Source organism: Nonomuraea sp. NPDC051191 (genome assembly GCF_044455665.1).
Taxonomy (GTDB): domain Bacteria; phylum Actinomycetota; class Actinomycetes; order Streptosporangiales; family Streptosporangiaceae; genus Nonomuraea.
The window spans coordinates 307,853-330,355 of record NZ_JBITEZ010000006.1; the positions used below are offsets into that span (position 1 = coordinate 307,853).

General features: G+C 72.5%; 22 protein-coding genes. 10 read left to right on the plus strand and 12 right to left on the minus strand.

All coding sequences use genetic code 11. The features are described 5' to 3' along the window. Window positions 1-29 precede the first annotated feature (29 nt). From ACIA8R_RS19380 to ACIA8R_RS19390, 3 genes are read right to left on the minus strand one after another with little or no spacing between them, the layout of a single operon-like run. Window positions 30-1,709, minus strand: a complete 1,680-nt coding sequence (locus ACIA8R_RS19380; protein WP_397039543.1) for a CoA-transferase — start codon at window positions 1,707-1,709, stop codon at window positions 30-32. Beyond that, window positions 1,706-2,470, minus strand: a complete 765-nt coding sequence (locus ACIA8R_RS19385; RefSeq protein ID WP_357696840.1) for an enoyl-CoA hydratase/isomerase family protein — start codon at window positions 2,468-2,470, stop codon at window positions 1,706-1,708. The genes ACIA8R_RS19380 and ACIA8R_RS19385 overlap by 4 nt, the downstream gene beginning before the upstream one ends. Beyond that, window positions 2,470-3,147: an FkbM family methyltransferase gene (locus tag ACIA8R_RS19390; RefSeq protein ID WP_357696838.1), complete on the minus strand. Its 678-nt coding sequence runs from the start codon at window positions 3,145-3,147 to the stop codon at window positions 2,470-2,472. Before ACIA8R_RS19390 ends, ACIA8R_RS19385 begins: the two co-directional genes overlap by 1 nt. A 189-nt stretch (window positions 3,148-3,336) precedes the next feature. On the opposite strand from ACIA8R_RS19390, the gene ACIA8R_RS19395 reads away from it, so the two are divergent. Next, a complete protein-coding gene (locus ACIA8R_RS19395) occupies window positions 3,337-4,206 on the plus strand; it encodes an arylamine N-acetyltransferase (protein ID WP_397039545.1) in 870 nt (289 codons plus the stop codon). Window positions 4,207-4,239: 33 nt separating this feature from the next. Here the strand turns inward: ACIA8R_RS19395 and ACIA8R_RS19400 are convergent, their stop codons facing one another. Beyond that, entirely contained in the window at window positions 4,240-4,638 is a 399-nt protein-coding gene (locus ACIA8R_RS19400) for a VOC family protein (RefSeq protein WP_397039547.1), read from the minus strand. Window positions 4,639-4,728: 90 nt separating this feature from the next. Here ACIA8R_RS19400 and ACIA8R_RS19405 point away from each other — a divergent pair, with 90 nt between their 5' ends. Continuing rightward, window positions 4,729-5,718 carry a helix-turn-helix transcriptional regulator gene (locus ACIA8R_RS19405; protein ID WP_397039549.1) on the plus strand — a complete coding sequence of 330 codons (990 nt, stop codon included), beginning with the start codon at window positions 4,729-4,731 and terminating at the stop codon, window positions 5,716-5,718. A 10-nt stretch (window positions 5,719-5,728) separates the two neighbouring features. Here the strand turns inward: ACIA8R_RS19405 and ACIA8R_RS19410 are convergent, their stop codons facing one another. The 5 genes from ACIA8R_RS19410 to ACIA8R_RS19430 form a co-directional block, all read right to left on the minus strand. Beyond that, window positions 5,729-6,394: a nitroreductase gene (locus tag ACIA8R_RS19410; RefSeq protein ID WP_364087859.1), complete on the minus strand. Its 666-nt coding sequence runs from the start codon at window positions 6,392-6,394 to the stop codon at window positions 5,729-5,731. Between the two features lie 18 nt (window positions 6,395-6,412). Continuing rightward, a complete protein-coding gene (locus ACIA8R_RS19415; protein WP_397039551.1) occupies window positions 6,413-7,816 on the minus strand; it encodes a serine hydrolase domain-containing protein in 1,404 nt (467 codons plus the stop codon). Between the two features lie 142 nt (window positions 7,817-7,958). Next, on the minus strand, window positions 7,959-9,215 hold the full coding sequence (locus tag ACIA8R_RS19420; RefSeq protein WP_397039552.1) for an extracellular solute-binding protein: 1,257 nt from the start codon (window positions 9,213-9,215) through the stop codon (window positions 7,959-7,961). 22 nt (window positions 9,216-9,237) lie between these two features. Continuing rightward, window positions 9,238-11,097: an ABC transporter permease subunit gene (locus ACIA8R_RS19425; RefSeq protein WP_397039554.1), complete on the minus strand. Its 1,860-nt coding sequence runs from the start codon at window positions 11,095-11,097 to the stop codon at window positions 9,238-9,240. Further along, window positions 11,094-12,704, minus strand: a complete 1,611-nt coding sequence (locus ACIA8R_RS19430) for a beta-N-acetylhexosaminidase (RefSeq protein ID WP_357696822.1) — start codon at window positions 12,702-12,704, stop codon at window positions 11,094-11,096. The genes ACIA8R_RS19425 and ACIA8R_RS19430 overlap by 4 nt, the downstream gene beginning before the upstream one ends. 239 nt (window positions 12,705-12,943) lie before the next feature. Between ACIA8R_RS19430 and ACIA8R_RS19435 the strand changes: the two genes are divergently transcribed. Both ACIA8R_RS19435 and ACIA8R_RS19440 read left to right on the plus strand, forming a co-directional pair. Continuing rightward, entirely contained in the window at window positions 12,944-14,098 is a 1,155-nt protein-coding gene (locus ACIA8R_RS19435) for an ROK family transcriptional regulator (RefSeq protein ID WP_364087868.1), read from the plus strand. 100 nt (window positions 14,099-14,198) lie between these two features. After that, window positions 14,199-15,071 carry an alpha/beta fold hydrolase gene (locus ACIA8R_RS19440; protein WP_397039556.1) on the plus strand — a complete coding sequence of 291 codons (873 nt, stop codon included), beginning with the start codon at window positions 14,199-14,201 and terminating at the stop codon, window positions 15,069-15,071. Window positions 15,072-15,087: 16 nt separating this feature from the next. Here ACIA8R_RS19440 and hemC read toward each other — a convergent pair whose 3' ends face one another. After that, on the minus strand, window positions 15,088-16,023 hold the full coding sequence (gene hemC / locus ACIA8R_RS19445) for a hydroxymethylbilane synthase (RefSeq protein WP_397039558.1): 936 nt from the start codon (window positions 16,021-16,023) through the stop codon (window positions 15,088-15,090). Between the two features lie 147 nt (window positions 16,024-16,170). Here hemC and ACIA8R_RS19450 point away from each other — a divergent pair, with 147 nt between their 5' ends. Together ACIA8R_RS19450 and catA are read left to right on the plus strand one after the other, a co-directional pair. Then, window positions 16,171-17,403, plus strand: coding sequence for a hypothetical protein (locus ACIA8R_RS19450; protein ID WP_397039560.1), 1,233 nt, complete (start codon window positions 16,171-16,173; stop codon window positions 17,401-17,403). A gap of 77 nt (window positions 17,404-17,480) precedes the next feature. Then, window positions 17,481-18,134, plus strand: coding sequence for a type A chloramphenicol O-acetyltransferase (gene catA, locus ACIA8R_RS19455; protein WP_397039561.1), 654 nt, complete (start codon window positions 17,481-17,483; stop codon window positions 18,132-18,134). A 9-nt stretch (window positions 18,135-18,143) separates the two neighbouring features. On the opposite strand, the gene ACIA8R_RS19460 is transcribed toward catA, so the two are convergent. Continuing rightward, window positions 18,144-19,424 carry a glycosyltransferase gene (locus ACIA8R_RS19460; RefSeq protein ID WP_397039563.1) on the minus strand — a complete coding sequence of 427 codons (1,281 nt, stop codon included), beginning with the start codon at window positions 19,422-19,424 and terminating at the stop codon, window positions 18,144-18,146. A gap of 160 nt (window positions 19,425-19,584) precedes the next feature. Here ACIA8R_RS19460 and ACIA8R_RS19465 point away from each other — a divergent pair, with 160 nt between their 5' ends. Both ACIA8R_RS19465 and ACIA8R_RS19470 read left to right on the plus strand, forming a co-directional pair. Continuing rightward, complete coding sequence (locus ACIA8R_RS19465) at window positions 19,585-20,046, plus strand: helix-turn-helix domain-containing protein (RefSeq protein WP_364087880.1); 462 nt, start codon at window positions 19,585-19,587, stop codon at window positions 20,044-20,046. A gap of 53 nt (window positions 20,047-20,099) precedes the next feature. Beyond that, window positions 20,100-20,795: a hypothetical protein gene (locus ACIA8R_RS19470; RefSeq protein WP_397039564.1), complete on the plus strand. Its 696-nt coding sequence runs from the start codon at window positions 20,100-20,102 to the stop codon at window positions 20,793-20,795. A 37-nt stretch (window positions 20,796-20,832) separates the two neighbouring features. Here the strand turns inward: ACIA8R_RS19470 and ACIA8R_RS19475 are convergent, their stop codons facing one another. After that, complete coding sequence (locus ACIA8R_RS19475; RefSeq protein WP_397039566.1) at window positions 20,833-21,633, minus strand: hypothetical protein; 801 nt, start codon at window positions 21,631-21,633, stop codon at window positions 20,833-20,835. A gap of 181 nt (window positions 21,634-21,814) precedes the next feature. Here ACIA8R_RS19475 and ACIA8R_RS19480 point away from each other — a divergent pair, with 181 nt between their 5' ends. Both ACIA8R_RS19480 and ACIA8R_RS19485 read left to right on the plus strand, forming a co-directional pair. After that, window positions 21,815-22,198, plus strand: coding sequence for a YbaB/EbfC family nucleoid-associated protein (locus ACIA8R_RS19480; RefSeq protein ID WP_397039568.1), 384 nt, complete (start codon window positions 21,815-21,817; stop codon window positions 22,196-22,198). Further along, a complete protein-coding gene (locus ACIA8R_RS19485) occupies window positions 22,195-22,497 on the plus strand; it encodes a hypothetical protein (protein ID WP_357696802.1) in 303 nt (100 codons plus the stop codon). The genes ACIA8R_RS19480 and ACIA8R_RS19485 overlap by 4 nt, the downstream gene beginning before the upstream one ends. The last annotated feature ends 6 nt before the right edge of the window (window positions 22,498-22,503 follow it).

A 22,503-nucleotide genomic window follows, 5' to 3' on the forward strand; every position in this document is an offset into this window, starting at 1 on the left:
ACGGAGGCGGGGGCGTGGGCGGGCAGAGGTCAGGGGCGGAAGAGCGCCGGGTCCATGGGGACGAGCGACGGCGAGAGGCGGACCGGGAAGCCGATCTGGTCGAGCACGTCGCGCCGCAGGTCCACACCGGGTGCGAGCTCCACGAGCTCCAGCCCGCCGGGGACGACGTCGAAGACCGCGCGCTCGGTGACCAGGCGGGCCCACTGCCCGCGCCGCACGCCCTCCCCCAGCCGGTACGTCACGTGACCGGCCCGCGCCACCAGCTTGCGCACCCGCCCTTCGGCCAGGACCCGCAGCTCGCCGTCGGTGCAGCTCACCCGGAGGCCGTCGGTGGTCAGCGTGCCGGCGAAGACCAGCCGCCTGGCGTTGTGCGCGATGTCCACGAACCCGCCGGCGCCCGGGTTGGCGGCGCCGAACCGGCTGACGTTCACGTTGCCCTCGGCGTCGATCTGGGCGAAGGCGAGGGCGGCGAACGGGCAGCCGCCGCCGTCGATGAAGTCGAACTGCGAGGGCCCGTCGAGCAGCGCCCGCGGCGAGTAGTTCGCCGAGAACTGCCAGCCGCTCATCACGATGCCGCCGAAGGAGCCGTGCTCGGTGGTGAACAGGTGCTCGGCCAGGCGGCCGTCGTCCAGCAGGCCGTCCTCGGCCATGGCCAGGACGGCGTCGGAGGACGCGCCGAAACCGAAGATCGCGGTCTCCCCCGGCCGGACCTCTCTGGCGACCCGGCGGGCGATCACCTTGTCCGGGCCGGACGGCAACCGCGGCACCCGCGCGACGACGTCGGGGACATGCCGGAGATAGCCGGGATCGTGCCGTACGCCGGTGGTCATGGGCGCGTCGGGGACGACGACGACCCGGTCGACGAGCGCCCCGGGCACGCGCATCTCCCGCGCGGGCAAGGACCCGGCGGGCACGATCCGCGACACCTGCGCGATCACGGTGCCGCCGCACGCCTTCACCGCCAGGGCGATGGCCAGCGCGCTGGAGAACAGCGGCTGGTCCTCGAAGGACAGGTTGCCGTCGGGGTCGGCGGCGCTCGCCCGCACCAGCCCGGCGTGCAGCGGCCAGGACGGGTAGAACAGGTACTCCTCGCCGCCGAGCTCGACCAGCTCCACCAGGTCGTCCTGGGCCAGGCGGGTGAACTTGCCGCCGCCGTGCCGGGGGTCGGCGTACGTGCCGAGGCCGACGCGCGTCAGGTAGCCGGGGCCGCGCCGGGCCACCTCGCGCAGCCAGTGCATGGCGGCGCCCATCGGCCAGCTGTACGCCTCGACGAGGTCGTTCTGGATCAGCTCGGTGAGGGCGGGGCGGGCGCCGGTCACGGGGTGACGGGGGTTGACGAAGGAGGCCGACACGATGCGGCGCATCAGGCCCTTCCTGGCCACGTGGTCCATGCCGCCGATGCCGACGGCGTCCCCGGTGGCGCAGGGGAAGTAGAAGGTCAGGTCGCGCGGGGCGCCGGTGGTGGCGAAACGCTCGCCGAGCCCGGCCAGCAGGGCGTCGGGGGTGAGCCAGCCGATGACGCCGGTGCTGGCGACGGCCTGACCGTCCTGGATGAGCGCGACGGCCTCGGCCACCCCGCACACCTTGCCCGCCCGGCCGACCCGACCCGCCCGGCCGACCCGGCCCTCCTGGCCTGCCCGGGCCCCCTGGCCTTCCCGGCCTTCCCGGCCCGCCGCGGTCGCGTCGCGGGCCTCGTCCGGGCCGGTCATGGGCGGGCTCCGAAGCGGGACAGGCTCTCGCGGGCCGCGGCCGAGGCGCAGTCGGCGCCGAACATCCAGGCCGTCCGCGCGTCGAGCGTCTCGGCGGGCCCGCTCACCGTGTCGGCCAGCGCCCGTTTGGCGGAGGCGACCGCGTGCGGCGGCAGGGCGGCGAGCCCCGCCGCCACCTCCAGCGCGCAGGCCAGCGCCTCCCCCGGCGCGGTCAGCTCGTCCGCGCCGCCGAGCCCGTGCAGCTCGCGGCCGGTCAGCGGGCGGTCGCCCCAGACCAGCCGGCGCGCGACGACGGGCCCGACCCGGGCGACCAGGGACTGGATGCCCCACGGCGGCACCCAGCCGAGCCGCACCTCCGGCAGGTGCCAGCGGGCGTCCTCGGCGGTGACCACCACGTCGCAGCCGGTGGCCAGCAGGAAGCCGCCGCCGAGCGCGAAGCCCTCGACGGCGGCCACCACGGGGATGCCGAGATGCTGGACGCCCCTGGCCACGCGCCCGGTGTCGGCCTCGTGCCGTACCATGCCCTCACGCGTCATCCCGGACAGCTCCTTCAGGTCCGAGCCCGCGCAGAACCCCGGAGGCGCGCCCGTCAGCACGGCGGCGCGCACCCCGGGGTCGTCGTCCAGCGCGGCCAGCGCGGAGCCGAGCGCCGCGACCAGCCCGGACCCGAGCGCGTTGCGCACGCGGGGCCGGTCGAGCCGCAGGACGGCCACCGCGCCGCGGCGCTCGCACGCCAGTCCCCCGTCCGACGGGCGGTCCATCAGAACGAGGTGGGCCAGGGGGCCAGCCAGGCGACGTCCACGACGCCGGGACGCAGGTGCGGCCAGGAGGCCACCTCGCGCCAGCCGTGCGCCGTCATGTGCTCGGCGATGCTGTCGAGGGTCGAGCCGCCGCTGTAGCGGGCGGTCACGCTGCCCTCGACGACGGCCAGCCGCAGCCGGCTCAGGTCGGTCCCGGCCAGCACCTCCAGCTCGGCGCCCTGGGCGTCCACCACCAGCACGTTGCAGCCGTGCTGCACCTCGCTGACGGGGATCACCGGGACGACGTCCTGCCGGACGACGGCCATGGGCAGCAGCGGGGGCAGCATGCTGGACTGCTTGTCGTAGGGGGTGACGTTGAGCGTGGCCTGACCGCGTTCCCGGCCGGCGCACGCCGCCACGACCTCGCGGGCCGGGTGGCCGTGCTCGGGCTCGGGCAGCCCGGCGGACAGGTGGTGCAGCCGGAGCTGCTCGCGCAGCGCGGGCAGGTGGTCGCCGTTGGGCTCCATCATGACCAGGCGACGGAACCCGCACCTGGTGAGGGCCTCCACCTCCTGGCCCCGGTGCGCGCCCACCTGGATCACCCCTTCTGCCGGCAACCCCAGCTTGTCCAGCAGGTCGGGCAGGTGATCCTCCCATCGGGCGCTCACCCGCTCCGGTGCGACAGTCTGGTTGCGCATCTGGTCGTCTCCTCCCGGTGAAACGCTCAGGGCAGCGTCATCATGGTCATCGTCGGTCGCGGCCGGACGCCGCCGCATCTCGTGGATTGCGCGGTCCGCCGCCCGGGGAGCGGTCCGGGGAGCAATCCGCGAGATGCGGGCCGGCCGCGCGGCGGACCACGATGGACACGGCGACCGAAGGGAGGGCCCATGCGGCGAACACGCGACCGTGACCTGAACGCCTACCTCGACCGGCTGGAGATCGGCGACCCCGGCGAGCCGTCGCTCCCGGCGCTGCGCGCGCTGCATCGCGCGCACGTGGAGCGGGTGCCGTACGAGACGCTGGAGGTCCAGCTCGGACGGCCGACCACCGTGGACCCGCGCGAGTCGGTCGAGCGGGTGCTGCGCGGGCGCGGCGGCTACTGCGTGCAGCTCAACGGGGCGTTCGCCACGCTGCTGACCGCGCTCGGCTACGACGTCACCTGGCATCGGGCCGGGGTGCAGGCCGCCGTACGGGCGCCCGCCTCGCCGGCGTCGTTCGCGCCGCACCTGGCCCTCACCGTCGCGCTCGACGGGCAGGACTGGCTGGTGGACATCGGCCTCGGGGACGGGCTGCACGAGCCGCTGCCGCTGCGGGCGGGGACGTACCGCCAGGGGCCGTTCGAGTTCCGGCTGTCCGCCTCGGACGTGGAGCCGGGCGGGTGGCGGTTCGACCACGACGCCCGCGGATCGATCGCCGGGCTGGACGTCGAACGGGCGCCCGCCGCACCCGGGGACTTCGTGGAGTGGCATCCGTACCTGTGCACGTCGCCCGAGTCCCGCCTGGTGCGGGCCGCGGTCGTGCTGCGGCGCGACGCGACCGGGGCCGACTGCCTGGTGGGCTGCATGCTGCGCCGGATCGGCGCGGACGGCAGGACCGAGCAGGAGCTGTCCACGCGGCGGGAGTGGTACGGCGCGCTGGAGGAGGTGTTCGGGCTGCGTCTCGACGACGTCGGCGGCACCGAACGCGAGGCCCTGTGGACCAAGGTCCGCGGCGCCCACCTCGTCTGGCAGTCCCGCCGCCGCACCCCCGTCGCCTGACCCGCCGCCTGACCCGCCACCCGACCCCGCCGGTCAGCGGGCGGACCTGGCCGCGGCGGCGGCGGTGACCGGGGTGAAGAAGTTGACGAGATTGCCGTCGGGGTCGCGGAACAGCAGCGACCGGTTGCCCCAGGGCATCGTGGTGGGCTCGTTGACGAAGTCGCTGACGAAGCCGGTGAGGTTTCCGTACACGCGGTCCACGTCGTCCACCAGGAACTCGACGATCACGCTGTGGTTGTCGGCCGGGCGGGAGGATCCCGGGGCGAACAGCGGGACGGTGCGGGTGCTCGCGATCGCCAGCGTGGCGGTGCCGGTCCTGATCTCGGCGAAGTCCTCGGTGGACCAGGCCGCCGGCGTCCCGGTGGCCTTCTCGTAGAACCCGGCGAGGCGGGCGACGTCACCGGTGATGATGCGGATCGAGACGAAATCCATGGCGTTCCTCCTGCTTTTTCTCTTGGCACCCCGCACGTTACGGCTGATACTGGACAGATTCGGTCCACTATTCGCCATAAGCTCGAACTCATGTCGCCACCCACCGGTCGTGTGCTCACGCTCCTGGAGTTGCTTCAGTCGGGCGGCGTACGGACGATGGCCGAACTGGCCGACCGGCTCGGCGTCGACGGCCGTACCGTGCGGCGGTACGTCGGTCAGCTCATCGATCTCGGGCTGCCGGTCGAGTCGGTGCGCGGCCGCTACGGCGGCTATCGCCTCGCCCGCGGCTACCGCCTGCCGCCGCTCATGCTCGACGACGACGAGGCGATAGCCGTGCTGCTCGGCCTGATCGCCAACCGGCGTACGTCCGGCGACGCGGGTGACACGGCGAGCGAGACGGCGGCCGCGAAGATCCGCCGGGTGCTGCCCGAACGGCTCGCCCGCAGGCTCGACGCGCTCCTGGAATCCCTCGCCTTCACCGGCCCGCCCGGCGGGCCCGCCGCCCCGGACGCCGCCACCCTGCTCACGATCGCCGACGCCGTACGCCACCGCCGGCCCGTCTCGATCCGCTACGCCGACCGCGCCGGCCGGCGTGGTGACCGCACGCTGCACCCGTACGGGATCGTCAGCCACGCGGGCCGCTGGTACGTCACCGGCGAGGACCCCGGCCTCGGCGAGAACCGGACCTTCCGCCTCGACCGCGTCGCGGACGCCCGGGCCCTGCCCGGCTCGTTCGAGGCGCCGGCCGGACCGGACCCGGCGCAGCGCGTCCTGTCGGGGTTCGTCACGGCGTCCTACCGGCACGAGGTGACCCTGCGGGTCCACGCGACGCCCGAGCAGATCCGCGCCCGCCTGCCCGCCGCCGTCGCCACCGTGGAGGAGATCGCCGACGAGCCCGCCGGCGAGGCGGGCCCGGCGGGCGAGCGCTGGTTGCGCGTCGAGCTACGGGCCGAGCGGCTCGACTGGCTGCCCGCCGTGCTCGCCGCGCTCGACCGGCCGTTCGTCATCGAGCGCCCCGGCGAGCTGCGCGACCTCGTCCTCGCCGTCGCCGACCGTCTCGCGTCCCGCGCCCGAGCCTGATCCCCCGGCGTCACACGCCGACGAAGCTCACCGTCTCCGTCAGGTCCGCACGACCGGTGCGCAGCGGTGGCACGTCCTCCTTCTCGAAGCCCACCGCGACGCCACAGAGCAGGACAAGTCCGTCATGGGCTCCGGCGATCTGGCTGACGGTCTCGCGGTACATCGTCCACATCACCTGGGGGCAGCTGTGCACCCCTTCGGCCCTCAGCAGCAGCATGACCGTCTGCAGGTACATGCCCGCGTCCGCCCACTGCCCGGGGCCCATCGTCCGGTCCAGGTAGCAGAACAGGACGACCGGCGCCCCGAACGCCGCCGAGTTCAGGGCGGCGATCCTCCTGGGCCGGTCGGGGGCGTCGCGCTTGATCCCCAGCGCCCTGTACCGCTGGTCGGCCGCGGCGGCGAAGCGGTCCAGGTACGGCGAGGCCAGCTCGGCCGGGTACATCGGGTACTCCCGCTCGTCCCCCGGGTCCCCCGCCAGCGCCCTGGCCGTCGCCCGCCGTTTCAGCTCGGCCAGCGGCTGGCCGGCCACGACGTACAGCCGCCACGGCTGGAGGTTCCCGCTCGACGGAGCCCGGGTCGCGGCGGCCAGCACGCGTTCGAGCACCTCCTTGGGGACCGGCTCGTCGCTGAACGCCCGCACCGCCCGGCGGCTGTCCACGGCTTCGTACACGTCCATGCCTGCTCGTCCTCTCACTCAACTGCCCTTGCGGGCCGCGGCGTAGAGCCGTGCGGCCGTCACCGCCGTGCCCGCGACCGCGGCCGTCACCAACCAGATCATGAACGTCGGATAGAGATAGACCACCTGGATCCACATGATGTCGCCGCCCCGGAGAAGCACCCTCATGATCGGGACGACCGTGACGCACAGCGCGAGCGGGACCAGATACGGCAGCAGCCGCCACCGCCGCCACCCGCCGTGCACGACGGCCCAGCGCCGGGAGCGGGCCACGCCCCGGACGGCCAGCCCGGCGGTCGCGAGGGCCAGCAGGACGAACAGGATGTCGGTGACGAGGTAGGGCGGCGACGAGGGGATCTCGGGGGTGCCTCCCTCGATCAGGGCGATCAGGCCGTCCATGAGGGCGTCGGCGTCGCCGAAGGCCGTTCCGGTGTTCGCCATGACCGCGACGCCGTACCCCGACTCCGGCATCAGCAACTGGGCGGCCGTGGAGGTGAAGAGGTCGCCGTCGTGCCGGACGACGGGAGTGCCGCGGGCGGTCTTGCCGATCATCCAGCCGAGGGCGTACTCCCCGTCCTGCTCGGACGGCGTGCGCATCTCCTTGACGCTCTGGGGAGACAGGATGCCGTTGTTCTGCGCGATCAGCCACCGGGCCATGTCGTCGGCGGTGCTGAGGATCCCGCCCGAGCCGTTGCCGAACCCGGACGGCTCGGGCACGGCGACGGCCCGGCCGAGGACGACCAGATGGCCGCGGGCGCTGCCGGGCAGATCGCGATCGGTGTCGACGGTCCTGCTGCCGCGCATGCCGAGAGGCGTGAAGACGTGCGCGTCCAGGTACGCCGCGAACGGCTGCCCGCTCACCACCTCGACCAGCCGCGCGGCGACCTGGTAGTTGGTGTTGTGGTAGCTGAAGGCGGTCCCCGGCTCCGCGGCGAGCTTCGCCGTCCTGAGCCGTGCCACGGCGCCTTGGAGCGTGTCGGGCTGGGGCAGGCTCTTCTCGCGGAAGGCCGAGTCGGCCATGCCGGACGTCTGGTTGAGCAGCTGCCGCACGGTGATCCGCGCGGCCCTGGGATCCGCCATGGTGAACTCGGGCAGGTAACCGCGCACCGGCTTGTCCAGCTCGACCTGCCCTTTCTCCACCAGTTGCAGGACGGCGAGCGAGGTGAAGGACTTGCTGACCGACGCCACGGCCATGGGCGTGCCGGCCGTCACCGGCTCGCCGGAGGCGGTCTCGCCGTACCCGGCGGCGTGGACGATCTGCCGGCCCTTGGTGATCGCGACCGCGGCCCCGGGGAGGCCGGTCGCCTCGCGGTACTTCGTGACGAAGGCGTCCACCGACGAAGGGTCGAGGTCGTGCGGCGGAGCCGGGCCGGACGCGAGCGGCAGGGCGAGACAGAGCACGGCGAGGAGGTTTCTGAGCACCCGCCCAACGCTATGAACCACCCTCATTCTGCGACCATTGCGATATCCCTCCGCTTTTCCTACGGAAAACCGCTATCCCTCACGGAAGCCGCGCAGGGCCGTCATCCCACCGCGCGGCGGGACGACGGCCCGGGTGCGGCGGTCAGGAGCCGGCGGCGATCTGCTGGAACTTGGTCAGGACCGCGCGCGGGTCGCTGCCCGGCGCCAGCGCGGCCCCCAGCTCGGCGGCCAGCGTGCCGCGCAGCTCCGCCCAGACCGGCTCCGAGGTCGGGTCGAAGCGGGCCTTGGCCACCATGTCCACGACGGGGGTCACCTTCGGGTCCTGGCGCATGAGCGCCGAGGCGGACGCGGTCGTCGGCAGCAGGCCCTCGACCTTGAGGTACTTGGTGTAGTTGTCGGCCTGGTAGAAGTAGTCGAGGAACTCGCGGACCAGCTGCTGGTTGCCGTCCTTCTTGAAGGCCATCAGGTAGTCCTGGATGCCGTGCGTGGCCGGTTCGGCGCCGTTGTTGGTGGGGAACGGCGCGGTGCCGTAGTCGATGCCCGCCTTGTCCACCGGGTCGAGGAAGGCCCGCGTGCCGAAGGACGCGTACACCATGGCCGCCTTGCCCTGCGCGAACAGCGGCCAGGTGCCGTCGGCGCGGTTGGTCTGGCCGGGGTTCGGCTGGGTGTAGCCGTCCTTGGTCAGCGACTTGAGGAAGTCCAGCGTCTCGACGGCGCGATCGCCGTTGACGGCCCACTTGCCGTCGGCGCGCCAGTCGCCGCCGTCGGCCCGCAGCCAGGTGCCGAACTCGTAGCCGCCGGCCTCGGCGCCGAGGGCCAGCGCGTACGGCACGTACCCGCCGGGCAGCGCCTTGATCGCCTTGGCCGCCGCGCGGAGCTCGTCCCAGGTGGCCGGCGGCTTGTCGAGCCCGGCCTCCTTGAGGATCTTCTTGTTGTAGTACATGCCGTTGACGGTGGCGACGAACGGCAGGCCGTACTGGCCGCCGTCGTAGGAAGCGTTCTCGGCGAAGGACGGCAGGAAGTCCGACAGCACCTCCTTCGAGACCACCTCCTCGGCCCGGTACAGCAGCCCGGCCTCGGCGTAGTCGGCGAAGACGTTGCCGTTGAGCACGTCGGGGAACTGCTTGGTCTGGACCATGGTGTTGACCTGGCTCTGCAGGTTCCCCCAGTCGATCACCTGCAGCTCGACGTTCTTGCCGGGGTGCTTGGCCTCGAAGGAGGCGATCAGCTCGTCCCAGTAGGGCCGGGTGCCCTCGGTGTACTGGGCCACGACCAGTTTGATGGAGTTCTGGCCGTCGCCGCCCGAGCCGTCCGAGCCGCCGCCGCACGCGGTCAGCGCGAGCACGAGACCGGTGAACGCGGCCAGGCCGCCGAGCCGTCGTCGTCTTGTGGGGGTCATCTCACACCGATCCTTGTCGTTGTCACTTGGTGCTGCCCGCGGTGAGGCCGCTCACCAGGTGCTTCTCGATGAGCGCGAACAGGATCACCGCGGGCACGATCGCCATCAGCGCCGCGGCGAACAGGTACTGGTAGTTGGTCTCGTACAGGCCGACGAACTGCTGGACGCCGACCGTGAGCGGCACGCGGCCGCTCGCCGGGTCGTTGAAGAGCGTCAGCGCGATGACGAACTCGTTCCACACCTGGATGAAGGTGAAGATCATCACGGTGACGAGGCCGGGCGCGGCCAGCGGGAGGATCATCCGCAGCATGATCCGGAACTTGCCGAGGCCGTCCATCATGGCGGCCTCGTCGATCTCCACCGGGATCGCGCCGAAGTGGGCGTGCAGGATCCACACGGCGAAGGCGAGGTTGAAGGCCGAGTTGATGGCGATGATGACGAAGTAGCTGTTCACGCCGTCCACGAACACCGCCTGCCGGTACAGGCCGATGAGCAGCGCGACGGCGGGGAACATCTGCGTCACGAGGATCACGCTGAGGAACGCCGAGCGTCCCTTGAACCTGGAGCGCGCCAGCACGTACGCGGCGGGCGCGGCGACGACCAGCACCAGCGCCGTCGAGGCCAGCGCGACGGTCAGGCTGACCCGGAAGTAGTCGGCCAGCGGGATGCGCCGCCACACGTCGGCGTAGTTGGACCACGCCCAGCTCTTGGGCAGGTAGTCGGCCGGGACGGCGAACAGTTCGGCGTCCGTCTTGAGCGATCCCAGCAACATCGCGACGTACGGGGCCAGGAAGAACAGCGCCACCGCGAACCCGATGACCGGGAGCACGACGGGACGGACCCGCGCCCATCCGCGGCCGGCCCGCACCAGCACCGGCCTGCTCCGCCTGCCGGGAACCGGCCCGGCGGGACGCTCACCGGCAGGCTGCTCCTCGGCGGGAGGTTCTCCGTCCGGCACGGGCGTCCTGTCGCTCGCCGCCGGGTTGCGGTGAGGACGCAGGACCAGCACGAAGGCCAGGATGAGCAGCAGCAGGAAGGCCACGTTGAGCACGCCGAGCGCGGCCGCCTCGCCCGAGTCGAGCTGCGCCGTGAACGCGATCTTGTACAGCCACGTCACCGTCGTGTCGGCGTGGTTGCCCGCCGTCTTGCCCATGATCACCCAGATGACGGTGAACGCGTTGAAGACGTGCAGCATGTTGAGCACGAGCGCGATCATGAGCGACGGCCGCAGGATCGGCAGCGTCACCCGCCGCCAGGTCGCCCACGCGCTCGCGCCGTCCATGCGGGCGGCCTCCAGCACGTCGTGCGGCACGGTCTGCAGGCCGGACAGCAGCACGTAGGTGGTGAACGGCATCGAGGTGACGATCCCGACCGCCATGATCGAATACAGCGCGGTGGCCGGGTCCTTGTACCAGTCGACGGGCGCGGAGATGATCGACAGGTCCATCAGCAGGCGGTTGAGCAGGCCGTTGCCGCCCTCGTAGATGAAGCGCCACACGGTCGCGGTCATCACCAGCGAGGTCGCCCACGGCACCACCAGCGCGAGCCGGACGAACTTGCGGCCGAAGAACGGCTTGGACAGGAACTGCGCCAGCGCCAGCGAGAGCAGCATGGTCAGGCCGACGACGATCACCAGCCACAGCAGCGTGTTGCCGACCACCGGGCCGAGCGCGTCCTCCTTCAGGAGCCTGGCGTAGTTGTCCAGCCCGGCCATGCCCTTGACCAGCCCGATCCTGCTGATGTCGAGGAAGGACATCCAGACCATGTACAGGGCGGGGAAGCCGACGACGGCGGCGATGAGCAGCGTGCTCGGCGTCAGCCAGCGCCAGGGCACCGTCCGCTGCCACAGGTCGGCGAGCCGGGCCGCCGCGGGCGTCCTCACGGCGCGTCCCTGAGGTTGGCGGTCCAGGAGTCGAGCGTCGCCAGCCACTCGTCGCGCTCGGCCGGCATGCCGGGCACCCCCGGGCGTCTCTGCCAGGGCAGCGGGCCGGACTCGCGCCGGTACTCCACGCCGATCGCGTCGAGGCGGGCCAGGTGGGCGGCCAGGCGGCGGCGGAAGTCGGCCAGGTCCCGCTCGGGGCCCGACCAGACGGTCTCCGCGAACGCCGCCAGCCGGGGGAAGGCCATGTAGTCGACGTGCCGGGTGGAGTCGATCAGCTCCGTCCAGATCCCGCACTGGGCTCCCAGGACCCGTTCCGCGGCCGGGTCGCCGCGCAGCTCCGGCGGGACGGGCTCGAAGGCGTAGACGTCCTCGACGGTGAGCACGGTCCTGAACGGCAGCGGCTCGTCGTCGCGTTCGCTCTGCCGGTAGTCCAGGTAGACGGCGGTGTTGGAGCAGTTGATGACGTCGTGCCCGGCGCGGGCGGCGGCCACCGCGCCCAGGTCGGCCCGCCAGGAGGCCACCACCGCGCCGGGGGCGAGGCCGCCCTCCAGGATCTCGTCCCAGCCGACCAGGCGGCGCCCGCGTCCGGCCAGGTAGTCGTCGAACTGGCGGATGAACCAGCTCTGCAGCTCCTCCTCGTCGCGCAGGCCCAGCTCGGCGATGCGGCGGCGGGCCGCCGGGCTGTCGCGCCACTGCTCCTTGGGGCACTCGTCCCCGCCCACGCACACGTACGGGCTGGGGAAGAGGTCGAGCACCTCGTCGAGGACGTTCTTGAAGAAGTCGATCGTGGCGTCCTCGACGTTGAGCACGTTGTGCCCGACGCCCCAGGTGGTGCGCACGCCGAGCGGGGTGTCGAGGTTGCCCAGCTCGGGGTAGGCGGCGATGGCCGCCTGGGTGTGGCCGGGCAGGTCGATCTCGGGCACGACCGTGATGTGCCGGCGCGCGGCGTAGGCGACGATCTCGCGGAGGTCGTCCTGGGTGTAGAAGCCGCCGTGCGGCCGGCCGTCCATCTCGCCCAGCCAGCCGACCTGGCTCTCCTCGCGCCAGGAGCCGATCTCGGTGAGGCGCGGGTAGCGCTTGATCTCGATGCGCCAGCCCTGGTCGTCGGTCAGGTGCAGGTGCAGGACGTTCAGCTTGTGCAGGGCCATCAGGTCGATGAAGCGCAGCACGTCCGCCTTGGTCATGAAGTGCCGGGCCACGTCGAGGATCGCGCCCCGCCAGGCGAAGCGTGGGCGGTCCTCCACGTGCACGGCGGGCAGTTCCAGCGGCACGCCCGCGCCCGCGCGGCGGAAGGCGTCGGGCGGCAGGAGCTGGCGCAGCGTCTGCGCCCCGTAGAAGGCGCCGGCCGCCGATCCGGCGTCGAGCGTGACCTCGCCGGGCGTGACGGTCAGCCGGTAGGCGTCGGGGGGCAGGTCGGCGAGGCCGAGCCTGATCGTCGCCGGTCCCGGGCCGCCGGGCAGCAGCTCGCCGCCGGTGACCGGGCTGAGCTCGCCGCGCAACCAGGCGGCGACCTCGCCGAGCGCGGGATCGGCGGTGAGCGCGGTGCTCCGGTCGATGACGAAGCGGCCCGGTCTGGCCTCGTGGTGCAGGGGCTTGGGGACGATCATGGACGGCCTCTCGGAGCTGATGAAGGAGACTCTTCGCCGCGGGCGCGTTCCCGGGCGTGACCGACGGCGCCGTACGGGGCCCGGCCTCCTTTACGAAGGAGCACTTCATTAGTAGCACCGGCCCAGAGCGAGGGTCAATGCTCATTTGTGCTCGTATCAGCCCTTCTTGCTCAGCTTCGGACCCCGGGCTGGCATAATGAGTTCCGCCCTTATCGAGGAGACCTGCGTTAGGACGGCTCTTGGCCCCCACACTTCGCGGCGGCGACCTGTCACGACTCAGACAGCTCAACGTCCTGACCGCGATCGCGGCACTGCGCGCCGCCGGCCCGTTGACCCTGTCGGCCCTGGCCGAGCGGACCGGGTTGTCGCGCCCCTCCACGAAGGAGGTCGTGGACGAGCTGATGACGCTCGGCTGGGTGGAGGAGACCCCGCCCGCCCAGGGCACGGTCGGCCGGCCGGCCCGCCGCTACCGGTTCCGCGCCGGCAGCGGCTACCTGGTGGGGCTCGACATAGGGGGTCACAACATCCGGGCCGCCCTGGCGGACCTGAACGGCGTGATCCTCTCCGAGACCCGCCAGCCCGTGGAACCGGACACCCCCCTGGACGAGCGGCTGGCCGCGATCGAGCGGACGGTCGCGAGCTGCCTGGCGCTGGGCGGCAAGACCATCGAGGACGTCTGGGTCCTCGCCGCGGGCACGATCGGCGTGATCACCCCCGAGGGACGCATCCTCTACTGCGCCGCCATCCCCGCCTGGACCGGGTTCGACCTGGCCGGGCACCTGCGAAGGCTGTTCCCCTGCGACGTGCTCGTCGAGAACGACAGCCGCCTGGCCGCCCGGGCCGAGGCCGTGCGCGGCGCCGCCCGCGACGTCGACGACGTGGTGTTCCTGCACGTCGGCCGCCGGATGGGCGCCGCGGTCATCATCGACGGCAAGGTGCACCGCGGGTTCGGCACGGCGGCCGGCGAGATCGCCATGCTGCCGCAGGCGCGGTTGTTCGACGCGTCGCGACACCTCCAGAGCTGCGCGATCATCCCCGAGGGCACCCCGCCCGCGGACGCCGCCGGCTACACCCTGGCCGCCGCCCGCGCGGGCGACCCGGTGGCGCTGGCCGCGGTCGAGCGGTACGTCGACGACCTGGCCGTCGGCACCAGCGCGATGGTGCTGCTGCTCGACCCGCAGGTCGTCGTGCTGGGCGGCGGGTTCTCCCGGTCGGCCGACGTGCTGCTGCCGCCGCTGCGCGCCCGCCTGGAACGTGCCTGCATCCGGCTGCCCGACCTGCGCGCCTCGACGCTGGGCGACGAGTGCGTGGTCACCGGCGCCATCGACTATGCCGTCGCACACGTGGACGCCCAGCACTTCACCCCGGACGCGCCCCTGCCGACCGCACGCTGATCCCCCGAGACGCTTCCGGGGGCGGTACGTCCTTTTTCGCCCGGAATGAAACCACTGATGCACGGGTGTCGCCGATGGCTAGCGTGGCGGAGTGCAAACAGTGATCACCCGAGACGGCCGCACCCTCGCCGTTGAGCAGTACGGCATGCCCGACGGGACACCCGTCTTCTATCTGCACGGCACCCCCATGGGACGCCTGGCCCGCCATCCCGACGACTCCTTGTTCACCGGGCTCGGCATCCGGCTGATCACCTTCGACCGTCCCGGGTTCGGCGGCTCGACGCCCCTGCCCGGACGGCGGGTGGTGGACGGCGCGGACGACGTCGTCGCCGTGGCCGACGCGCTCGGCCTCGACCGCTTCGCCGTCTACGGGGTCTCCGGCGGCGGGCCGCACGCGCTGGCGTCGGCCGCCCGCCACCCCGACCGGATCGTCCGGGTCGCCTCGCTGGCGGCGCTCGCCCCGCGCGACGCCGAAGGGCTGGACTGGACGGCCGGGATGATGGAGGGCAACCAGCGCAGCGCCGCCGTCGCCCTGCGGGACCGGGACGCCATGATCGCCCACCTGGAGACGGACTCGTCCGAACCGCCGCGGTTGCCCCCGGCCGAGGCCGCCGTCCTGGCCCGTCCCGAGATCGGCGCCATGCTCTCGGCCGCGTACGCCGAGGCGGTCCGCCCCGGCGTCGGCGGCTGGGCCGACGACGTCATCGCCCTCTTCGGCCGCCCGTGGGGCGTGGACCTCGCCTCCGTCACCGTTCCGGTCCGGCTCTGGCACGGCGAGCTGGACGGCGTGGTGCCGGTCGCGCACGCCCGCTGGCTCGCCGCCCACCTCCCCACCGCCACGCTCACCGTTCAGCCCGACGGCGGACACGCCGGACACTTCGCCGCCACCCCGGCCACGCTGGAATGGCTGCTGCGCGGCGACGAACCCCACACCGAGCAAGGCAAGGCGAGCGAGACCGTGTCACCCGTCTAGGCGGGCAGCCGCGCGGCTAGTGCGGGATGGCGTCGATCAGTTCCCGGGCGCCCTGGCGGAGCAGCGCGACCGCGACGGAGGTGCCGAGGGTCGCCGGGTCCAGCGGGCCGGCCCACTCGTGGGCGTCCAGCACCTGCTTGCCGTCCGGGGAGAAGACCCGGGCGCGCAACGACAGCCGGCCGTCGCGCTCGGCACGGGCGTGACCGGCGATGGGCGAGTTGCAGTGGCCCTGGAGCACGTGCAGCAGCATGCGCTCGGCCGTGACCTCCCGCCACGTGTCGGGGTGCCCCAGTCCGGCGACCGCGTCGGCGGTCGCCGGGTCGTCCTCGCGGCACTGCAGGGCGAGCACGCCGGCTCCGACTGGCGGGCACATCGTCTCCGGCGACAGCACCTCGGTGATCCGGTCCGGCAGGCCGATGCGCTCCAGCCCGGCCACCGCCAGCAGCAGCGCGTCGGCCTCGCCCGTGTCCAGCTTCTCCAGCCGCCGGTTGGCGTTGCCTCGCATCGGCACACAGCGCAGCTGCGGATGCGACGCGGCGAGCTGGGCGACGCGCCGCACCGACGACGTGCCGATCCGGGTGCCGTCGGGCAGCGCGTCCAGCGTGAGGCCGCCGGGGTGCACGAGCGCGTCGCGCACGTCGTCACGCTTGAGGAAGGCCGCGAACACGGTCCCGGCCGGGAGCGGACGGTCGGCGGGCACGTCCTTGACGCAGTGCACCGCCAGGTCGGCCCGGCCCGCCAGGAGGGCCTCGTCGACCTCCTTGGTGAACGCGCCCTTGCCGCCCAGCGCCGACAGCGAGCCCTGCCACCGGTCTCCGGACGTGGTGACCGGCACGACCTCGGTGCGGATGCCGGGGTGCCTGTCGGCGAGTTCGCGCCGTACGCGTTCGACCTGGGCGAGCGCCATGGGAGAGGAGCGCGTCACGATGCGGATCAGCTCGGGGACGGTCATCGTCCGATCGTAGGGCGTCGCCTGCCCGCCGCGCGGAGCAATCGCCCGCTGTCCGTGACGTTCCCGGGCCGTCCGCCCCACGAATCCGCCTATGGCGGCCTAAGGTACGGATCATCACCATTCACGGGGAAGAGAACGGGGACGTACATGATGGCGAACGACCCGGCGCGGCCGACGTTGATGACGCGGGTGATCGCGGCCTACAGGGGCGAGGTGAGCACGGACGAGCTGGAGGCGTACCGGCGTGCGGGCGGCCTGGTCTACACCGAGCTGGAGCACGCCGAGGAGCTGCGCTTACGCCTCGTCCAGGACGGCGTCAACCTCTGGCACGGCTCGCAGGCCGCCTCCGGCCAGCTGCTGTGCACCTGGAACGCGTTCGTGCTGCAGACCATCGGTGAACAGCTGCTCGACGCCGACTACACCGCCGACCCGCGCACCGCGGGCTACGTGCCGCCGGTCACCAGCCGGCAGGTGGCCGCCTGCTTCGGCCAGGTGGAAGGCTGGGTGTCGCGCGCCCGGCAGGCGGCGGGCAACAGCCGCTACCTGGTCGAGACAGAGCTCCAGCTGCCCGCCGACCTGCCCGAATGGGCCGAGGCGGACCCCTGCCCGCTGCCCCACCTGCACGGCATGCTGGCCGCCGCCCGGGCGATCCGCCGGCACGCCGAGGTGGCCTTCGGCGTGTTCGAGCAGACCGTCCCGGACGCCCACGACCACCAGGCCGACCTGCAACGGCTGCGCCAGCTCGTGGCCGAGGCCGCCACCGCCGCCGACTACGCCGAGGGGCTGCTCAAGGCCGACCCCCGGCCGAGCCTGCACGAGGCGATCGAGCAGCGGCTCCAGCGCTCCCTGGAGCTCTACTACCACGTGGGCCAGCTCATCGCCATGCCCCGGCACATCGCCGGCTACCGCAGCACCCCCACCCGGCCCGCCGCGACGTACGAGTCCCTCGACGTCGACGCCCGCGACTTCGACGCCTGGTGCCTGACCGACCCGCAACGGCGGGATTTCTGGCAGGCCGACCCCAAGGCCAGGCAGGCCGTCAAGGAGATGTGGGAGTACGACCCCGACCCGGCCGCCACCCTGCGCATCCAGGCGCAGATCAACGCCGCCTTCCGGGACGGCGCCATCGCCTACGCCGTCGACGCCGCGGGCGAGCCGCTCGGGAGCTACTACTGCTGCCCGTTCCCCGCCATCTACTCGGTGCGCAGGCCGGTGGTCATCGGCGGCAGACGGCTGCGCCCCATGCAGCAATTCACCTACGAGGCGTCCGCCGAGGAGATGGAGCGCGGCGGGCCGTTCAAGCGCGAGATCATCGTGGCCGACTTCAGGCCGACGAACGACATCGACTACTGCGACCCCGACGGGCTCCACGGCGACTAGGACTCGCCCGGCCGTCTCGGGGGCGGCCGCTGAGCGAGCGGTGCCGTGGTGGCGCGGGCGGCTGGCATGATGATCGGATGGACGTTCCCACCCCCGTCGACCTCGACGCATGGCCCCGCCGGCAACACTTCGAGCACTACCGCCGCGTCCCGTGCACGTACTCGATCACGGTGGAGGTCGACGTCACCGCGTTCGCCGCGGCGCTGCGTCAGTCGCGGCGCAAGTCCTACATCGCGCAGATCTGGGCGCTCGCCACCGTCGTCAACCGGCACGACGAGTTCAGGATGTGCCTCACCACGTCGGGCGAGCCGGCCGTGTGGCCCGTCGCGCACCCGGCGTTCACGGTCTTCAACGCCGAACGCGAGACGTTCTCGTGCGTGTGGGCGCCCTACGATCCCGACTTCGGCGCCTTCCACGACGTCGCCGCGCCCTTGCTCGCCGAGCACAGCCGGGCCGCCGACTTCTTCCCGCAGGGGGCGCCCCTGGCCAACACGTTCGACGTGTCGAGCCTGCCGTGGGCGTCCTTCACCGGGTTCAACCTCAACATCGGCGACAACTGGGACCATCTCGCGCCGATCTTCACGCTCGGCCGCTACACCGAGCGGGACGGCCGCGTCCTGCTCCCCCTCGCCGTGCAGGCCCACCACGCCGTCGTGGACGGGTTCCACTCGGCCCGCCTCGTCAACGAGTTGCAGGAGCTGGTGGCCGACCCGGCCTGGCTGGAGACCTGACCCACCCGTTCACAGGGACTCCAGGATCTCGACCGCGCGGCCGTTCCCTTCCTCGGCCCGGACGCGCCGGCCGAGTTCGGCGGCGGTGTCCGCCATCCGGGCGTCGGTGGCGGCCAGGCGGAGGGCGGCGGCCAGGCCGTCCGGGGTCAGTCGCCGCTGCGGCTGGGGCGGCCCGGCCACGCCGACGGCGTGCGCGCGGGCCGCCCAGAACGGCTGGTCGGCGACGAACGGGCAGATCACCTGCGGCCGTCCGGCCAGCAGGGCCGCGGCGGTGGTGCCGCTGCCGCCGTGATGCACGATCGCGGCCATGCGCGGCAGCAGCCAGTCGTGCGGCGCCTGGTCGAGCAGGTGCACGCCGTCAGGCAGGTCGGTGGCCTGGATGCCGCCCCAGCCGGTGGCCAGCACGGCACGCACCCCCGCCCGCCGTACGGCCTCGGCGACGACCCGGCCGAGCCGCGACGGATCGGTGCCGGCCATGCTGCCGAACCCGACGTACACCGGCGGCGGCCCGTCGGCCAGGAAGGCGGCCAGCTCGGGCGAGGGCGTCCAGTCGGGCGGGGCGGGCAGGTACCAGAAGCCGGTGGTGTGCACCCATGCCGGATAGTCCAGGCCGCCCGGTGTGTCGTGGGGCAGCAGGTGGCGGCTGAAGGCGTGCAGGACCGTCGCCGGGCCTCCGTCCGGACGGCGCAGGATGTCGTGCCGACCGCGCCGCCGGGGCAGGTCCAGGCGCGAGCGCAGGTCGTCGGCGATGCCGGCGAAGGAGTGCAGCATCAGCTTGATCGACAGGTAGGAGGCCCGGTTCAGCGCCTTGGGCAGCGGCAGCGGCAACATCGGGTTGCGGAAGGCGGCGGTGGGCACCCACACGGGCTGGAGCGCGGCGGGCACCGCGGGCACGCCGAGCCGTTCGGCGACATGGGCGCCCGGCATGCCGGGCGCGTGCACCACCAGGTCGGCGCCCTTGCCGGGCCCGTCCAGCACCACGTCCGCCAGGTCGGTGAAGACCTCGGCCATGAGGGGCTTGCTGCGGCGCATCACCTGCAGGGCGACCTTCTTGCCGCGCAGGCCGCGGTAGTTGGTCTCGACCGCCTGACGGATCCCGGGGTCGTCGATGAGCGTGTTCGGGCCGTCGTGCAGCGGCGCGAAGGCGATGCCGTGCGGACGGGCCAGGCCGGCCATGGCGGCGGGGGCCGCCAGCACGGCCTCGTGCCCGGCCCGCTTCAGGGCGAGAGCCAGGGCGGCGTACGGCTGCACGTCGCCACGGGTGCCGTGGGTGAGGATGAGGACCTTCATCGGCGCTCCTTGCTCGAAAGGACTGTTGCACTCGCCGACCAGGCTTCCCGGCACACCAACGGCCTGTCTGAAGGGCCGAACAACAGCACAATATACCGAAATTTCAGAAATTCCTGAAGTTTGGGTCATTCGGTTATGATCCCTGTCAGGAGGTGACGCGGTGAGCGACCAGGAACGATGGCAGGCCGCCGAGCGGCTGGCCCTGGTGCTGACCGAGGGCGGCCTGCAACGCATGTCGGCGCGCGTCCTGGCGTTCTTCCTGTTCACCGACGCCGAGACGGTCACCATGGGCGACATCGCCGACCGGCTCGACGTCAGCGCGGGGTCGGTGTCCGGCGCGGTCAAGGCCCTGCTGACGACCGGGCTCATCGAGCGCCTGCCCGCGCCCGGCAGCCGCCGCGAGCACTACCGGCTGCGCGACGACGCCTGGCCCACCTTGTTCTCCACCCAGAACACCATGGTCCACGTCCTGCTGCGGGCCGCCGAGACCGGCATAGCCACCACCGCCTCCGGCGACCCGGCCCACACCCGGCTGGCCCGGATGCGCGACTTCTACCAGTTCCTGCTGAGCGAGCTGCCCGGCCTGCTGCAGCGCTGGGAACAGACCCACGCACCCCGCTGAGCGAGCCGCGCCACCATAGTCGGCCGCCGCACGTCGATCCGAAGGGACATCAGATGACCACCCGTGACCTCCCTGCGAACGACGACGTCCGGGACCCCTTCGGCACGTTGCGCCGCGCCTTGTGGATCGGCGGTGGCCAGTGGGCCGGAAAGTCGACCGTGGCCCGGCTCCTGGCCGTCCAGTACGGCATCACCGTCTATCACTACGACTACCACGACGCACGGGGGCACAACGATCGCCGGATCGCCCGCCGGGTCAGCCTCGGCGAGCCCGCCGCCGATCCCGATCCGGACCAGGTGTGGGTCCGTTCCACCCCGGAAGAGATGGCCGCCGAGACCCTGACCGGCTTCCCCGTCCGGTTCGAGTGGGCCCTGGACGACCTGCGCGCGCTCGTCTCGGGCCTTCCGATCATGGCCGAGGGTTGGGGGCTCCGCCCCGAACTCGTCGCACCCATCATCGACTCACCGCGCCGGATGGTCGTCATGGTGCCCACGCCGGAGTTCCGCCGACACCAGCTCCACCACCTCCCCCGGGCCTCCGCATTCGGGCACGAGGTCAGCGATCCGGCCCGAGCACAGGCCAACCGCGTGGCCCGGGACGCCCTCGTCGCGGAGGACGCCGTCCGCACCGCCCGCCGGCTCGGCATCCGCGTGGTCGAGGTCGACGGTTCCCGCGACGCCGCCGCGATCGCGGAGATCGTCGCCGACCATTTCAGCCCCTACCTCCCGGGGCGAGATCGCAGAGCTTGACGCCCGGCGACCGCACCTGGCCGGAGCGCACCGGCCATCACGGGAGCCGCACGAGTGTGCAGGTGATGCCCTGCTTGGGAAGTCCGGCGTGCCCGCACTTGTTCGCGACGGGGATGTTCGAGGGGTTCTCCGGTCCGAGCCGGGCGCTTATGCCGACCCACTTCCCGCTTCCGTGCCTCGGGAGCTCGATGAAGAAGGTGTACCGCAGGTCTCCGAGGCCGTCCGGTCCGGCGTGGGTGCGGAATCTGGTGTCCACGAACGTCGGGTCCGTCTCCTTGTCCAGCAGTTCGGCGGTGATCTCGTAGCGGTCCCAGGTGGACAGGCCGGCTGCGGTGACGGTCGCGGAGAGGGAGACGGTCGTGTCGTCGACCGTCTTGGTGGTCGTGGTGATGATCGGCCTCGCGGTCGTCCGCAGAACGGTGGCGGCCAGGACGAGGAGGCCCAGCACCGCCGCGCCGAACACGTACAGGGCCCCCACGGTCAGCACGGGGCCCGCCGGCCAGTGAAGGTGGCGGGCCACGACGACGGCCAGGAGAACCGTGGCCGCGGCGATCCCGCCCAGGAAGGCCGCCCAGCCCACCGCGTTCTGGCTGGAACTGCTCGCGTTGCCGATGTACGACCAGGCGATGATCACCCACATCACGACGAGGAGGACGCTGACCACGGCCAGCCCGGCGACGGCGGCTCGTCGCCGGTGGGCGAGGGTGACGTCCTTCGGCACGAAGACGGAGACGATGCCGGCCAGGACGGCGGCGGCGGCCATGACGGTGGCGGTGAGCGCCGCCTCGGTGACGTTGCGCAGCAGCGCGGTGGCGACACCCGCCGTGACGCCGGACACGTTCTCGTCACATCCGCTCGATCGAGCGACGCCCGGGCCGCGTTACGGGACTCCCCGGCGGGAACTCAGCCACCTCGTGACACTTCTGTTAACAGAAGGTAAACGATACGGTTATCCGTAATCCTGTAAAAAATGGTGACGTATGATGCCTTCCGATATTAGACGGGCGAAAGGTGTTTTTGTGGCGGATGCGTTCGAGGCGGAGGTCAGCGCGCTCGCGGACGAGATCAACCAGCAGGTGGCCCGCGTACGCGAAGCATTCGGAGAGCTCTCCGCCCTGGAGCACACGGCACGGTCGGCGGACGGAATGGTGAGCGTGACCGTCGGCCGCCACGGTCAGTTGCGCGGCGTCGAGCTGAGCCCCCGGGCATATCGCAGCCTGTCCCCCACCCAACTGGCCGACGCCATCATGCAGCAGGCCGACGCGGCCACCGCCGCGGTCTCCGAGCAGAGCCGGCAGCTGCTGAACCCCCTCATGCCGTACGGCATGCCGTACGAGGAGGTCTTCGGGGAGCGGGCCACGCTCGACGCGTTCTTCCCCGGCCCCGTGGAGCCGGCCCCGTGAGCGGCTTCAACGTACGGCGGGAGGCGCTGTACCGGGAAGCCAGGACGTACGAGCTGTTCGCGGGGAACGTGGAGCAGGTGCGCGCCGACCTCCGCGCCGCCTTCAACCGGGACAGGAACACGCTCGGCGACGACGAGTACGGCGCGGAGCTGGCCAAGAAGCTGCCCGAGATGGAGCGCGGCATCTTCGACGCCCTGACGACGTTCATCGACGAACTCGAAGACGTCGCCTTGGGGCTGAACGCGAGCGCCCGCAACTACAAGGCGGCGGAGCACCCTCCCCCCGTCACCCGAGACTGATCGTCC

Coding starts and splice junctions, on each gene's coding strand:
- ACIA8R_RS19380 (WP_397039543.1), bottom strand. CDS start 1,709: ATGACCGGCCCGGACGAGGCCCGCGACGCGACCGCGGCGGGCCGGGAA.
- ACIA8R_RS19385 (WP_357696840.1), bottom strand. CDS start 2,470: ATGGACCGCCCGTCGGACGGGGGACTGGCGTGCGAGCGCCGCGGCGCG.
- ACIA8R_RS19390 (WP_357696838.1), bottom strand. CDS start 3,147: ATGCGCAACCAGACTGTCGCACCGGAGCGGGTGAGCGCCCGATGGGAG.
- ACIA8R_RS19395 (WP_397039545.1), top strand. CDS start 3,337: ATGCGGCGAACACGCGACCGTGACCTGAACGCCTACCTCGACCGGCTG.
- ACIA8R_RS19400 (WP_397039547.1), bottom strand. CDS start 4,638: ATGGATTTCGTCTCGATCCGCATCATCACCGGTGACGTCGCCCGCCTC.
- ACIA8R_RS19405 (WP_397039549.1), top strand. CDS start 4,729: ATGTCGCCACCCACCGGTCGTGTGCTCACGCTCCTGGAGTTGCTTCAG.
- ACIA8R_RS19410 (WP_364087859.1), bottom strand. CDS start 6,394: ATGGACGTGTACGAAGCCGTGGACAGCCGCCGGGCGGTGCGGGCGTTC.
- ACIA8R_RS19420 (WP_397039552.1), bottom strand. CDS start 9,215: ATGACCCCCACAAGACGACGACGGCTCGGCGGCCTGGCCGCGTTCACC.
- ACIA8R_RS19430 (WP_357696822.1), bottom strand. CDS start 12,704: ATGATCGTCCCCAAGCCCCTGCACCACGAGGCCAGACCGGGCCGCTTC.
- hemC (WP_397039558.1), bottom strand. CDS start 16,023: ATGACCGTCCCCGAGCTGATCCGCATCGTGACGCGCTCCTCTCCCATG.
- ACIA8R_RS19450 (WP_397039560.1), top strand. CDS start 16,171: ATGATGGCGAACGACCCGGCGCGGCCGACGTTGATGACGCGGGTGATC.
- catA (WP_397039561.1), top strand. CDS start 17,481: ATGGACGTTCCCACCCCCGTCGACCTCGACGCATGGCCCCGCCGGCAA.
- ACIA8R_RS19460 (WP_397039563.1), bottom strand. CDS start 19,424: ATGAAGGTCCTCATCCTCACCCACGGCACCCGTGGCGACGTGCAGCCG.
- ACIA8R_RS19470 (WP_397039564.1), top strand. CDS start 20,100: ATGACCACCCGTGACCTCCCTGCGAACGACGACGTCCGGGACCCCTTC.